The following is a 14,247-nucleotide window of genomic DNA, read 5'->3' on the forward strand; positions in this document are numbered from 1 at the left end:
TTGTTTTGTGGTGAAATTAAATTTACAGAGCTCCCTCTCTTTTGTCAATTAATTGCTTATTTATCAGTCTGTTAATAAGCAGATTCCCCACAAAAGCGCCAAAATGCACAATTCATAGTGAAATTCCACGTTAAAACTTCAGAATCAGAAATTTTTGCATCCGCATATATATGCGATTTCAGGAATACATAGAATACAGATTTTTAAAGAACTAAAATGCGATGTTATACAAACCGCATTTTTATAAGGTTTTAGCCTAATTTCTTAAGATCTTAGGCATTTTTTTTTATTTAAAAATCAAATAGATCTATCGACAGTTTTTTCCCTAAAAAAAATTTTTTTGGCAGGAAGTTGCTACCGTCTACTATACTTTTTTATGAGCTACTGAAATTTTTATTGGCTTTTTGGCGTTGTTTTTTGCCTATTACACAGATGATTATTTTTTTGTGGATGATAGCTAATTGTCCGGTAGATATTGTCTTTTGATCTGAGGTTTATCGGTGTAAGTCTAAAGGTATTAGTCTATGATTCAAAGAACATATCACTTTACTTGTTTTGCAGAACTTGAAGGTATTGCCAAAAAGATACATGAAGACAAGAATTACCAGGAAGCCTCAGGAGTTCTGGTACAAATTTATAATCCACGCCCTGACATTGAAGAAGTTCTTTTAGTAAGGTCTTTAAATCAATATTTTCCTCATGCCTGCATTACAGGAATGACATCTATTGATATTGCCGAAAAAGACGAGGTTATCAGTGAACTGCCTCTAGAGATTTCATTTATTTTTTTTCAGAATACCAAATTAACGCAGTTTGAATTTGATTTAAGTGACTCCACATCTTTTGAATCAGGGCGAAGCCTGAATGAAAAATTAGAGGCATTTTCTAATTTGAAGTGTCTTCTAATTTGTTATGCAGCGAAATCTAGTTCAATTAATACATTCATTCATGAATTTCATCACTGTAATATTCCAATTTTCGGTGCAAAAGCCGGCTACAACATTTCAAAGAAAAATCTCGCACATGTATACGGCAGTAAGGTGTATTCCCAGGGAATTGTGGTTGTCGCATTTTCAGGAGAGTCTTTATCCGTTTATATGGATTGCAATCTTGGATGGCAACCGATTGGTATTGATATGGTGGTTACCAAGGTAGACGGTAACAGTATAGTAGAAGAGATTGATAATGAGCCTGCTGTTAATATTTATTCAAAATACTTAAGAGTGGATCCTAACCAGTATTTTTTAAAAAATGTCTGCGAGTTTCCGTTAGTTTTCAATCGAAAAAACTTTAGTGTTGCCCGTGTTCCTATTTCTTATGATGAAAAAGGTGGTCTGGTATTTAGTTCTGATATTCATTTAAATGACAAATTCCGTCTGTCTTATGCTAGCAAAGAAAATATTTATGCTGTCTCTAGGCAATCTGCATTAGAATTATCGGCTTTTCATCCAGATGCGGTATTTCTTTTTGCATGTGGAAACATTATGCAGTTTTTACAAGAAAACTTCGAAACGGAAGTTGGCATCTATAAAAAATATGTAAAAGATTTATCTGTAGCCACAGTCTCTGCGGAATTATTTATTACCCATGATGGCAATGGCTGTGATCTGAACAGTACACTGGTTGTTATTGGTTTAAAGGAAAATGGGGATTATCAAAACACGGTCATAACTAACCATGGTCCGGATTCTGTATCTTCAGAATTCTGTACTTTAGGAGAAATACCTTTTATAGAACGAATCTTAACTTTTCTTGAAAGGACTTCTCAGGAATTGAATGTAAGAAATCTTGAACTCAAGAAAATAGCATTCACAGACCAATTGACAAAGATATATAACCGCAGGCAACTTGAAGGAGCATTAGAAAATGTCCTGACTTATAGCCAAGAAGGTAGATCCTATGGGATTTTGTTTATAGATATCGACCATTTTAAAAATATAAACGATACCTATGGGCATGATATAGGCGATATGGTGCTGGTAGAGGTAGTAAATCAAATTCGCAGCCTCATGGAAGATGATCATATTTTTGGACGATGGGGAGGGGAGGAATTTATTTATCTCGTGCCTGATGTTGATGAAAAATCACTCGGGAATTTCGGTGAAAAAGTTCGAAAAATAATTGAAAATAAAAAATTCTCGACTGTCAATCATATTACGGTCAGTGTGGGAGTAACTCTTGTTAATTCAGAGGAAGCTCCTGCATCTCTTTTAAAACGTGCAGATCAAGCTGTTTATGAAGCTAAAGAATCAGGTCGTAATAAAGTGGTGCTGTATTGAATCTGAGTGTTAATAACCTACGCGGCAAGAAAAAACACGGTGTCTAGGATTGTCAATTGATTCTATATTTCTAGTAACTGTCAGTCTAAAGCAATTGACGCATTCGTCAATTGCCTTAGTTCGACCAGTTACAGCAAAGAATCTTATATGAAGAACTGTATTTAATGAGAAAAAAAATGAATTCAATCTCCTTTGTATCGGTTTTGTAAGAGTAATCGGCTGAATTAGTTCAAAAAAAAGACAGCCATAAGGCTGCCTTTTTAAACATATAATCTTCTACCACTTAGGTTTCTGTAGTGCGCTCTTGTACAGAGTTTCGTACTGAGCACAGCTGTCAGACCAGTTGAAGCGAACCTTCATGGCATTCATCTTGATACGTCGCATCTCTGTATTATTTTCTAGATACAGAATCAGAGTTCTTCTTAAGCAGGAAAGTAATTCCTCAGAGTTAGGATCCTTGAAGATAAATCCTGTTCCGTTCTCTGGATCAGCATCATAATCCACAACAGTATCCTGTAGACCACCGACCGCACGCACGATTGGCAGTGTGCCGTAAGCCAGAGAGTAAATCTGGTTCAGACCGCAAGGCTCGAAGATTGATGGCATCAGGAAGAAATCTGAAGCTGCTTCAATCTGATGAGCAAGCATATTGTCATAAACAGACTTGAACACCATCTTGCCCGGATGTCTTGCTGCAATCTCTTCCATCTGCTTCTGCAGGGCAGGATCACCGGTTCCTTCAATAACTACCTGAACCTTGTGCAGAAGGAATCTGTCAAGGATTGGCAGAAGCAGGCCGATACCTTTCTGATCTGTCAGACGGGCAACCATACCGTACATCGGAGTATCGCCCATCTCAAAGCCAAGTTTACGCTGAAGCAGATACTTTCCTAAGATCTTCTGATCCAAGGTGTTTACATCGTAGCGAATTCTCAGCAGCTGATCGGTTGCAGGATCCCAGTCAGAGTAATCACAACCATTGATGATACCTGACAGATCCATCTGACGGTCTATAAAGTTCTGGGTCATACCGTGACCGCCGATATATGAGGTTAATTCCTTTGCATAACCAGGAGAAACGGTATTAATCTTATCAGCGTAGAATACACCACACTTCAGATAATTGATAAATGACCCCTGTGAAACCTTGTCATTATAGATGCCGCTGATTTCTGGAAGATAAGAAATCTGAGATCTGTCAAATACACCCTGGAAAGCTCCATTGTGAATAGTGATTACTGAACGAGACTTCTCAAAGAAAGGATCATTTGCATATTTGATACGCAGCAACATTGGTGCAAGACCGGTATGCCAGTCGTTGCAGTGCAGAATATCAAACTTAAAACCGATAATTCGTGCGGTTTCGATTGCGGCTGCAGAAAAGAATGCATAGCGGAAACCATTGTCGCCATAAGCTTCATTGTTGTCGCCATACATTGATGTTCTGTCAAAATACTGTGGACAGTCGATTAGCAGAACCTCAACCTTTGAGTTGAGGAGCACTTTTCTGACTTTGTAGGGAATATGCAACTTAACGTCTGGATGAGACTGGTTAAGCACACCTTCTGCAATAATTGGTAAATCCTGCCAGCCCTTGATTATGGAGTAGCAAGGAAGCACAACCTTTACATCGTGACCTCTTGACTGCAGTTCCAAAGGAAGGGCCTTTGCCACATCAGCAAGGCCTCCAGATTTAACAATATCTGCAACTTCAGATGATAATAATAATACTTTCACAGATATCCCCTATATGTCTATTTTTATTGATCCGGATCACTAATATCCTAATCTTAATCCTTTACCTACGACTATTATGCCATTATCTGAGATATTTATCTTGCCTTTTTTGTATTGTGCAGCAAGTTTCTTATCTTCTTCAAGATCATAGCCAATGGTAAAGCCTGGGGCGATTTCTACATATCTGTCAAGAATAACGTTTTTAACTCTTGCACCCTTGCCAATAGTGTTATCTCCGATCAATACGCAGCCTTCTACGTTTGCACCGTCGTTAGCTGTACATCTGAATCCTAATACTGATTTGTTGATTGTTGCCCCGTTAATTTCACATCCAGCAGAAATCAGAGACATTGAAACGTGAGACTCGTTGTCATCGGTATCAACGAAGTTTGCTGGTGGTAGAGGAGGATAGTATGTGTGTAATGCCCACTTAGGGTTGTGCAGGTTGAACTTAGCATAGTTGCCAAGAAGATCCATATGAGCTTCCCAGAAACTGTCAACACTTCCTACGTCTCTCCAGTATGCAGAGTCTGCTTCACCAGCGATCTTAGCTGAGCTGAAGTCGTATACGAATACCTTTCCACGAGGGAACAGCTTAGGAATAATATCCTTACCGAAGTCGTGGCTTGACTTGCTGTCCTGCTGATCTTCAACAAGTTCCTTGATCAGAACGTCTGCCTTGAAGATGTAGTTACCCATAGATACTAATGAGTAGCCTGGCTCGGAAGGGATCTCCTTAGGATGTGCTGGCTTCTCTTCGAAACCGATCATGCAGCCGTTGTTGTCAACTTCGATTACACCGAACTTGCCTGCAACATCTTCTGACTTCATCTTGATTGCTGCAACGGTTAGCTCTGCTTCTTTGCTGTTGTGGTAATGTAGCATCTGACGAACATCCATCTTGTAGATGTTATCTGAACCGAATACGCAAACATGATCTGGGAACTGATCTCGAATGAAGGTCAGGTTCTGATAGATAGCATCTGCAGTACCCTGATACCATTCCTTAGACACACGCATCTGTGCAGGAAGAGAATCAATGAAGGCTCCTGGAATGCCGCTTACCTGCCAGCCATTCTTAAGATGCATCATTAGAGACTGTGATTTGTACTGAGTGATAACAAAGATCTTAAGAATACCTGAGTTAACGAAATTGTTTAGAACGAAATCGATCAGACGATAGCTTCCACCAAATGGAACTGCTGGTTTTGATCTGCTTTCGGTCAATGGCATTAAGCGAGTACCCTCACCGCCTGCCAGAATCATAGCTAATACTCCTGACATAGGAATTCCCCCGTAAAAAATTTGTTTTATTAAAATGATAGTTTCACTGAGATTAGTATAGATTAATTTTGAATCTGATTTTTTTAAGTGCTTCAAACTTGTGATTTACTAAGGGGCTTTGAGCGATTTTGTTTAATAAACTTAAAGTTAAAATTTGAGCTGTGATGCAATAATGTTTTGTAATTTATTCTCCATATTCTTGATGTGTAAATAATTTTCAAAATGATGAAAAAATTTTGATCTTGGCGAAATTTTTGAAAAAATGTTAAAAAAATATTTAATTAGTAATTTTTCCTAGTAAAGAAAATCTCTTTGTAAATTCAGAAAATTCTCCTAAATTGACCTGTAGTTCTAGGTTTAATCAGCAAATGTTAATTTTGCACATACAAATATTTGCACTAAAAAATAATCAAGTGGTCAATTCTTCTGATTTTTATGTGGTACTGATCTTGCATCCGAAATTTTTATCTATTTTTTAACGGAAAAACTACAGCATAAACAGGAGGGGAGTTATATGAATTTTAGATATATTCTGATAATTCCGTTTTTCTTTATAAGTTCAGCGGTACTGGCTGAGGAGCCATACGTTAATGATATGTCTGCCGGTACTTCCATATCCGGACCAACTGATGAGCAGGAGGCTATGTTTTCTCCATCCTCTGCATTTGAAGGCTATGTCAACAATTATGTCAGTTCGGCAATGAGCAAGGAGCTTGTTAAGAACGAAAAGAATATTAGAGGGCTTTCTGCTCAGGTTGCCAAGCTCAAGGCAGATATTGCCGCATCCAACAGGCAGTTTGATGCTAATCTGAAAAAACAGCGTGATGATCTGCAGCGCTGTGTCAATATCTTGTCAGAATTCAAAAAGAATATAGATACAAATTATCTCTATATTAAAGGAATAAAGAATGAACTGCTGAAGATGGGTGTAAGTATTGAGGACAGTCAGAAAAATATTTCCCAGACTTCATCAGATCTTCAGAGCAAAATTGACAATAACCGCAGTGAGTTCAATCTTCTGTCTGAACAGATTGACGGTAAAGTTAGCAAGCGTCTAGAGGATTCATCTGCCTTTGAGAGTAAGGTTTACGGCTACACTTCTCTGGCTGTTATCCTGATTGTCCTCTGTGTTCTGGGGGTAATTGCTTCGATTGTCTGCTGTGCAATGCTGCTAAAGAAACTTCTTGCGGTACAGGAGAAGTGCAGAAAACTTGAAGAAAATCTCAGCCACTCGCATCAGAAGGTATCTATTCCTATGTCTGCACTAAAAGATACTCAGATAGAAGCTCCAGCTCGGGACCATAGCTTAATGCTCAAGCTTGCAGATGATGTCGCTATTATGGAAACCAATCTAAGTGGTTTGAATAAGGATCAGGAAGGTTACGTAAAGCTTAAACAGTCTATTGATTCATTGAAGAAGACAGCATCAGACAGCGGTTATGAATTCATAGGGTACATAGGTCAGGAATATCGCCCAAATATGCCTTGTGACGCAGATTTTATTCATGATGAATCAATAGAACAGGGCAAATCTGTCATAAGTGCTATGATAAAGATGCAGGTGAATTATCAGGGGCAGATGATTCAGAAGCCTCGTTTCGTAGTAAGACAGAATTTAGGCTATTAGCTATGGAAATAAAACTCGTAAAAGGTGATATAACCAGACTTAGTGATGTTGATGCAATTGTTAATGCGGCAAATAATACTCTCCTCGGTGGAGGAGGGGTTGATGGAGCAATTCACTTTGCCGCAGGTCCTCAGCTTTTAGAGGAGTGTCGTACTCTAAACGGCTGTAAAACCGGTGAAGCTAAAATTACTAAGGGCTACAATCTTCCCTGTAAATATGTGATCCATACCGTAGGTCCTATCTGGCATGGAGGCTCTTCAGGAGAACCAAAGCTTCTTGCAAACTGTTATAAAAATTCTCTTCTTTTAGCTCAAAACTACTCAATAAGACGTATTGCATTTCCTTCAATTTCGACTGGAGTATATGCTTATCCTGTTGATAAAGCAGCTGAAATTGCAATTGGCATTGTCAGAGAACTGATGCGTTCTATGGAATCTTCATTTGATCTTGTGGAGTGGTGCCTGTTTGATGACAGAACATATTCTGCATATGAAAAGGTTCTTAATCCTTTTTAATTGTTTTGGCGCAAAAAATATTTTTTTTGATCTGGATCAATTTTTCTGCGAATATTAAGGTATTCTAATCGGAGTGATTTTTTTTTCGAGGCAAACTATGGATAAGAACAAGATTGTATTTTTCGGCACTCACAGCTATGACAGACATGCCTTTTCAGATCTTAATACAAGTAACGGTTACGATTTCGATCTTATTTACCACCGTTCTTTCTTGAATGAAAAGAATGCTGATGAAATTCATGGTGCAAAGGCTGTATGTATTTTCGTAAATGATCGTGCAGACAGAACAGTATTAACCAAACTTAAAGAGAATGGTGTTGAGCTTTTAGCTTTGCGCTGTGCCGGCTTTAATAATGTTGATCTTCAAGCTGCAAAGGAACTTGGTATTCGAGTTGTACGTGTTCCTGCCTATTCACCTCATGCAATTGCCGAGCATGTTGTTGCTCTGATTCTGACCCTGAACAGAAAAACTCATCGAGCTTATACCAGAACCCGTGATGGTAACTTTGCGCTTCATGGTCTGATGGGATTTGATCTTTACGGAAAGACCGCTGGTGTTATCGGTACCGGTAAGATTGCACGTGTGCTGATCGGTATTCTAAAAGGTTTCGGAATCAACGTGCTAGCCTACGATATCTTTGAGGATAAGGAATATGAGAAGGCTGCGGGCATAAAGTACGTTACTCTGGATGAACTTTACGCCAAGTCAGACATTATTTCCTTAAACTGCCCATTGACTCCTGAAAACAGATACCTTATCAACAAGGATTCTATAGCCAAGATGAAGGATGGAGTAATGCTGATTAACACCGGTCGTGGTCCTCTGATTAACACTGAAGCTCTTGTCGAGGGGCTTAAGAGTGGAAAGATTGGTGCGGCAGGTCTGGATGTGTATGAGGAGGAGAGCCAGTACTTCTTCCAGGATAAGTCAGATAACATTATTGCCGATGACAAACTAGGACGTCTTCTAAGTTTCAATAATGTGCTGTTAACTTCACATCAGGCATTCTTCACTAAAGAAGCTATGCACAATATTGTAGACACCACTTTAGCCAATGCTAAAGCTTATTTTGAAGGCAAGGAGCTGGTTAATGAGGTTAAAGCTAAATAAGAGATTTGAGAAAAATCATTAAATAGTCTTTTCATAAACAAAGCTCCCCATTAGGGGAGCTTTTCAATGGTAATTGGAAATTACCTGTCTTTAGAAGGTGTAGTTAACCCCAGCCGCAAATACGTGATCCTTTACGTTCTTAGAGCCAGTGTATGAGTAACCGACTCCCATACCTAATGAACCGTATTTAGCTTCTAGACCTAGACTTCCACGTACACTTACAGGATCTAACACTTCTGCATTGGTTGAAACATTGCCGTAGGTGTTATCAAATCCGGTAAGAGTTGTTTTGGCATCAAGTTTCTTGTCACCAGTGTTGATTGTTGCTGTTAAGTCAAACATTGGCTTTAAGTTCCATTCGCCACAGGCAAACTGTTTTGATACTTCAACACCGATAGGGAATTGGAAATAGTTCTGGCTGATGCTGTCACCAGTCAACATAACATTACCCTGTCTCTTAACTTTGTACTTATCGATGTTAGCATGGTTGTAACGAATACCAACATGAGGAGCAACATCAGCATAGGTTAGAGCAAAGTTGTACTTGGCATTAACACCAGTAGTAAATGTATATGACTTGGTGTTGTTTGCAGACAGAGTTCCGTATGAGGTATGAAGATCAGTATCGGTACTCATTGCTGTATAACCGATATCAGCCATAATCTTCAGGTTCTCATAGCTATATGAGCCATAGGTTCCAATACCCCAGAATGAAGCATCATCCTTAGAAGGATCTAAGCTGCCTTTACTGTCAGTCTTAGCATGACCTACGATACCATCAAAGCCTAGACGGAAACCGTCTGCAACTTCAAAATCAGTACCCATGCTTAAGCCATAAATCTTAGCCTTCAGACCATAGGTTGAACCTTCAATCTTGAATGAGTCTGACTTGGAGTGCTTATAGAATGGCATTGCCCAGACAGTAGCATTGGTACCTTTAACAGCAGCGTGGTTTGCTCCGGTAGTAATGAATCCATTGTGCTGTTCAACATTGTCGTGTGCAATCTGAGCAACAAGCTCATTTAACAGAGGAACACCACCGAAGATGAAGCCTGTTACAGAGTTAGCCTCGTCACGGAATTTGCTGATTTCAGCAGATGAACCTGAACCGATTTTCTCAATCATCTGAGTCATGAGTCCAAGACCATTATTCTTGGTTGAATCCATACCTGTTCCGTTTGCCTGATTAACAATAGCTCTTGATAAGCTTGGGCTAATACCACCGCTTACAGCTGCAACACCTGTTGAAGATATTCCTAAATCAACTACGTATTTTCCTTCATCTTTTGTTACGCCATTAATCTGGTAGAGAATATTTCCTGATGACAGATAGGTATTCCACTCGTCAGGGGTTGTTATACCACCGTTAGCTCCTGTTACAACGGTATTTTTGCCTGTTGACTGCTTTCCCTTTAATACAATCTTTGCTCCATCTTCAACTGTAAACTTACCATTGTCATCGGTGAAAGTAATAGCAGCTCCATTGGAGAATGCTCCACTGTACAGTTCAAGAGTAGAACCAGAATTCAATGTTACTGTATTTGCTTCAATTGCACCTACATTGTCGTTGTTTTCTGTTCCACTTAGATAAATAGCATTTGTATTTCCAAGTTTAATTCCTGAAGCTAAAGCTAATAATGCCTTACCTTCTGCAACAGATCCTGTTGACTCGAAATCACTGCTGTTACCAACATAAGTTGCAGAACCTGTTAAGATTGCTAACTTACCATTGTCATTAAACAGAAGAGAAGATGTTGTCAAAGTTGAAGGATCAAGTTTCAATGTACTTGAAAGGTTAACATCAGATGCCTGAATATTAGAGTTATAAACTTTTGCTTTATCATTAAAAGTTAAAGTTTTTGTTTTTACTGTTGCTGCTTTTACATCTGCATCCTTTGAGAAAGTAAGAGTGTCAGTTGTTACTGTTGCTGTATCAAGTTTTGCAGTATCTTTGAAAGTTAATTTTTCTGTAGAAATTTTTGAATCATTAAGAGTTGCAGTCTTTTCGAATGTTACGTCTTTGAACGATATTTCTGCATTTGAAAGTGTAGCTGTTTGGGTGAAAGTACTAGTAGATGTTTTATCAGAAGCAACAAGACTCTTAATGGTAGTGTCACCATTAAAATTTAATTTTCCGTTAGTTCCTTCTTTGATTGTAATTGAATCTGTTCCATCTAAGGTTGCTGCACCATTGAATGTAGCGGTTCCGTTTTGTCCAACTATAATTTTTCCGCCATTATCAACAGTCGTTTCTCCGTTAACAATAAGCTCACCTTGAGCTTCAGATTTGTTTATGCTTCCCACGCTTACAAGAGAATTTGCTCCTGATACTTTGAGATCATTTTCTATAGTAAGCTTTGCGTGGTACTGGTTATTATTCGAGTCTTTAGTACCCATAACATAGATTTCACCTGCATCTTTAACAGATACATCTCCATTGATGGTTAATTCTGGTGAAGTTTTGTTACTTGATGAAACATCTGCAAAATCAACTACAGTAAGTTTTCCTCCCTGAATATCAACCGTTCCAGTAATCTTTGATTCTCCATGACCAACATTTAAACCGCCGGTGGTTTCACTTTCTTTTTCTAAGAAATCACTGACGCTTTTTCCCCATACACCATATTGTTTTTCTTCTTCTGTAAACGCATTAATATCAGAAGGTCCTTTTGATTTAATTGTAATATTACCTTTGATATTAGATTTTCTTCCGACATCTACAGCAGCGTAATCTTCAATTACCAGACCACTGCTGAATGTTGTATCACCTGAAATTTGACCTGTAGATATTCCTTTGTATGTTACAGTTCCTGTTGCAGTAGTGGAAGAATTAAATTCATTGTTATCAGTATGATTATTTCCAAGATATAAGAAACCTTTATTTACATTAGTAGTCCCTGTTATTGTTAGAGTTTGTTTATTACTTGCACTCCATGATGATCCATTTCCAGGCTGAAGGTTAACCAGACCTCCATTAACAGTAATACTATTCAATGTAATAGTCTGTTCGTTACCAAGATTGTTTGTTGTAATATTGTCGAATTTAGCTTGGTTTAAGAGATTAACTGCTTTCTGATAAGCCTCTTCAGAATTGATATCTTCTTTTAATTCATTTCCTTTGCCAATATTTTTTGCTTCCAAGAGCATCCAAGTCATTTCATGTCCCAAATTACCAGATGCTGTAACATCGGAGTTTTGGGTTAATGTTTTTTCGGTAATCTCAGGTGTGATATCAAATAAATCTGTTTGTCCCCAAGGCATCATTATTGTTGTTGCCTGAGAACAGCCAACTGAAGATAAAATTAATAGTAACTTAAGTAAATTACCTCCAGCATATTTAACTCCGGTGCCTTTTGACATAGCTTGTTTATATACAGCTTTATAAGCTTCAATAAGCATATGCATTGCATTTCTTGTTTGTTTTATCATAATAATATTTCCCCATACCTAAATAAAAAGAGAAAAAATAAACTCGAATTTCGCTGTTTTCAAAATAAACATAAAAATCCGAGCAAATAATTAGTTTTGTTCTTTTATTGGCTTTGGTACAGGCAATTCCCCATGTCTCATTTTTATAGTTTTATAGTCTGAGGAATCACTGCATCCATAAATAAATAACGAACTACCCAAAAATAGAACTGCAAGAAGATATATAAATACGCAGATTGTTAGTTTTCTTTTTTTCATAGCATCTTCTTCCTGTCTGGAGACTTATTTTCGCTTAGGCATAAGCAATGCCGATAATATTGCAGTTAATATCCTTCAAAAACTTAATCTCTGAAATTGCAGTAACAACGTCGGTAATATCAAGTTTTTCAAGTATTAAAACTGCATCACATACTGTAATATCTTTGATTTCAAAAGGCTGTCTGATAACAACTTCAGTCTTGGATCCATGCAGGGCATTCTCAATAATCTTTACAGCCTCCTGAATGACATCAAAATTCAAGGTGCTGACTATAGATAGTTTTGATTTGTCTTTACACAGAAACTCTACTGCCTGGCTAAGTTTTTTCTCTTCATTAGAATTTTTAGAAAGAAAGTCTCCGTCATGAATACAGGCAAGTTTCTTTATTTCAAACAATCTTTGCAGATAATCAGCATCTTTAAGATTGCCATCAAACAGATACCTGCATCCGAATATACATAAGCTAATGAAAAGACCGGCAGCGATACCCATGAGGGCAAACTTAATGTAGGAGAGATATTTATAGGTATTAAGATCAATCAGCTTTTCTTCAAAAGAAGCTGGTTCTTGAAGATTAGCAATTTCATTTTTCTTGTTTTCTATTGTGCTAACGATATCTCTTAATTTGTTGTCTTCACTGATTTTTAATTGAGCTAGATAAAATGTATCAATATTGCCAGAATATGCTCGTGTATAAGAAATTTGATATTCGTTTTTAAATATACCGTTAAGTTGCTGATTGAAATGCTCTACTTTTTCTTTTAGATATTCAATATCCGTTGCACTATTGCTTTTAACAGAAATTACAAAAGATTGTTTTGATATTTTTCTTAGAGTTATAAGTTCGTTAATTTGTTTATATGAAATATCTACCGGTATTTTAAATTTTTTTGAGACATCTTCTACCAGTTCTTTCCGTGAAATGTACTCTTTAGCAAAATCTATGACAGACGATTCATCTGTTTGTTCTTTTTTATTTGCTAATTTATCAGTGCAGAAAAAAATAAAATCACTTTGAAAACTATCAGCCGAATTAGGTAAGTTATACAGAATAGATCTCTTTAGATATTCATTTTGTTTTTGCTCTTCTAATCTGAGATTAGAAATTTCTGATTCGAGTTTTTGTCTCTGAAATTCAATACCTTTCAGTGCAGTTTCATACTCTGACTGTTTAGCATAGAAATTCTGTTTATACAGTTTGTAGTTAACTTTTTCTTTTTCTGTTTTCTTCTGACCATTAGGAAGATTTGTCACCTTCTCGATAGTGAAGAGTTTATTGATTTCTTCTAAAGGAACTTCAGAGAACTCAAATTTGTAAAACTTATAAGAAAAGAATAGCAAAGAAAAAATAACTGCTAGAATAATATGAATTTTGTATTTAGAAAGAAGATATTTGAAAAGTCTTACCAAATCGATCTCAATATCTTCGATGTTATCGTTCATTTTTATCCTTAATTGTTTTTATTATTTTTTGATTTATAACGATTTTATTAAGACAATACCAGATTTCATTTTACCCCCCCCCCCCAGAGCATTTCAATGATGTTTGTCACAAATATAAGAAAAAAATAAAAAAGATTAGTTTAATGAACAAATTGTCAAAAGGGTAAAGGTATTTCTAGAAGAAAAAAGTGAATACTTATTGTGAAAAAAATGTAGATGATAATGACCTTATTTCATATAAGTTGACTGAGTGATACTTGTAAAGGAATAATGATATTCAAAGATGGGAATAAGCTTTTCCTGCTTTAGACGATACTGTCGTTTTTTTGAGCTTTGAAAAATAGGTAATAGGTAAGAATCAGGTTAAATAGTTCTGATTTTCACCTAACCAATTACCATCCTTGCGATGGTAATGTTTATTAAAAATTTAGTGTGACTATGTTCACGTTACCAGTTATAAATGTTTTTTTTATTGCTTTGAAAAAACACCTGTTAAACGCAATATAACGCTGTTTTAAAGAGGTCTTTTTTGAGGTGTCGAATTTTGTCATTTAAGAATGCTG

General features: G+C 37.0%; 9 protein-coding genes. 4 read left to right on the forward strand and 5 right to left on the reverse strand.

The genetic code is table 11. The features are described 5' to 3' along the window. Nucleotides 1–524 precede the first annotated feature (524 nt). The gene (locus QZU45_RS08065) at nt 525–2,279 is read left to right on the forward strand and encodes a diguanylate cyclase (RefSeq protein WP_295353907.1); all 1,755 of its coding nucleotides are present in this window, start codon (nt 525–527) and stop codon (nt 2,277–2,279) included. Between the two features lie 276 nt (nt 2,280–2,555). On the opposite strand, the gene glgA is transcribed toward QZU45_RS08065, so the two are convergent. Then, nucleotides 2,556–4,022 (reverse strand): glycogen synthase GlgA, encoded by a 1,467-nt coding sequence (gene glgA, locus QZU45_RS08070; RefSeq protein WP_295353927.1) that lies wholly within the window; start codon nt 4,020–4,022, stop codon nt 2,556–2,558. A gap of 33 nt (nt 4,023–4,055) precedes the next feature. After that, nucleotides 4,056–5,300: a glucose-1-phosphate adenylyltransferase gene (gene glgC / locus QZU45_RS08075; protein WP_295353909.1), complete on the reverse strand. Its 1,245-nt coding sequence runs from the start codon at nt 5,298–5,300 to the stop codon at nt 4,056–4,058. Between the two features lie 514 nt (nt 5,301–5,814). Here glgC and QZU45_RS08080 point away from each other — a divergent pair. The 3 genes from QZU45_RS08080 to QZU45_RS08090 all read left to right on the forward strand — a co-directional run bounded on the left by QZU45_RS08080 (nt 5,815) and on the right by QZU45_RS08090 (nt 8,553). Beyond that, entirely contained in the window at nt 5,815–6,927 is a 1,113-nt protein-coding gene (locus tag QZU45_RS08080; RefSeq protein ID WP_295353912.1) for a hypothetical protein, read from the forward strand. A gap of 2 nt (nt 6,928–6,929) precedes the next feature. Continuing rightward, entirely contained in the window at nt 6,930–7,442 is a 513-nt protein-coding gene (locus tag QZU45_RS08085) for an O-acetyl-ADP-ribose deacetylase (RefSeq protein ID WP_295353915.1), read from the forward strand. A 97-nt stretch (nt 7,443–7,539) separates the two neighbouring features. Further along, nucleotides 7,540–8,553 carry a 2-hydroxyacid dehydrogenase gene (locus QZU45_RS08090; RefSeq protein ID WP_295353917.1) on the forward strand — a complete coding sequence of 338 codons (1,014 nt, stop codon included), beginning with the start codon at nt 7,540–7,542 and terminating at the stop codon, nt 8,551–8,553. A gap of 90 nt (nt 8,554–8,643) precedes the next feature. On the opposite strand, the gene QZU45_RS08095 is transcribed toward QZU45_RS08090, so the two are convergent. The 3 genes from QZU45_RS08095 to QZU45_RS08105 all read right to left on the reverse strand — a co-directional run bounded on the left by QZU45_RS08095 (nt 8,644) and on the right by QZU45_RS08105 (nt 13,684). Further along, nucleotides 8,644–11,982 (reverse strand): autotransporter outer membrane beta-barrel domain-containing protein, encoded by a 3,339-nt coding sequence (locus tag QZU45_RS08095; RefSeq protein WP_295353920.1) that lies wholly within the window; start codon nt 11,980–11,982, stop codon nt 8,644–8,646. A 90-nt stretch (nt 11,983–12,072) separates the two neighbouring features. Beyond that, entirely contained in the window at nt 12,073–12,240 is a 168-nt protein-coding gene (locus tag QZU45_RS08100; protein WP_295001785.1) for a hypothetical protein, read from the reverse strand. Nucleotides 12,241–12,274: 34 nt separating this feature from the next. Next, the gene (locus QZU45_RS08105; protein ID WP_295353924.1) at nt 12,275–13,684 is read right to left on the reverse strand and encodes a hypothetical protein; all 1,410 of its coding nucleotides are present in this window, start codon (nt 13,682–13,684) and stop codon (nt 12,275–12,277) included. Between the last annotated feature and the right edge of the window lie 563 nt (nt 13,685–14,247).

This window comes from uncultured Succinivibrio sp. (assembly GCF_902756765.1).
GTDB lineage: Bacteria > Pseudomonadota > Gammaproteobacteria > Enterobacterales > Succinivibrionaceae > Succinivibrio.

Bases quoted from the DNA above. Each gene is read 5' to 3' on its own strand.
- QZU45_RS08065 (WP_295353907.1), top strand. From the start codon at position 525: ATGATTCAAAGAACATATCACTTTACTTGTTTTGCAGAACTTGAAGGT.
- glgC (WP_295353909.1), bottom strand. From the start codon at position 5,300: ATGTCAGGAGTATTAGCTATGATTCTGGCAGGCGGTGAGGGTACTCGC.
- QZU45_RS08080 (WP_295353912.1), top strand. From the start codon at position 5,815: ATGAATTTTAGATATATTCTGATAATTCCGTTTTTCTTTATAAGTTCA.
- QZU45_RS08085 (WP_295353915.1), top strand. From the start codon at position 6,930: ATGGAAATAAAACTCGTAAAAGGTGATATAACCAGACTTAGTGATGTT.
- QZU45_RS08090 (WP_295353917.1), top strand. From the start codon at position 7,540: ATGGATAAGAACAAGATTGTATTTTTCGGCACTCACAGCTATGACAGA.
- QZU45_RS08095 (WP_295353920.1), bottom strand. From the start codon at position 11,982: ATGATAAAACAAACAAGAAATGCAATGCATATGCTTATTGAAGCTTAT.
- QZU45_RS08100 (WP_295001785.1), bottom strand. From the start codon at position 12,240: ATGAAAAAAAGAAAACTAACAATCTGCGTATTTATATATCTTCTTGCA.
- QZU45_RS08105 (WP_295353924.1), bottom strand. From the start codon at position 13,684: ATGAACGATAACATCGAAGATATTGAGATCGATTTGGTAAGACTTTTC.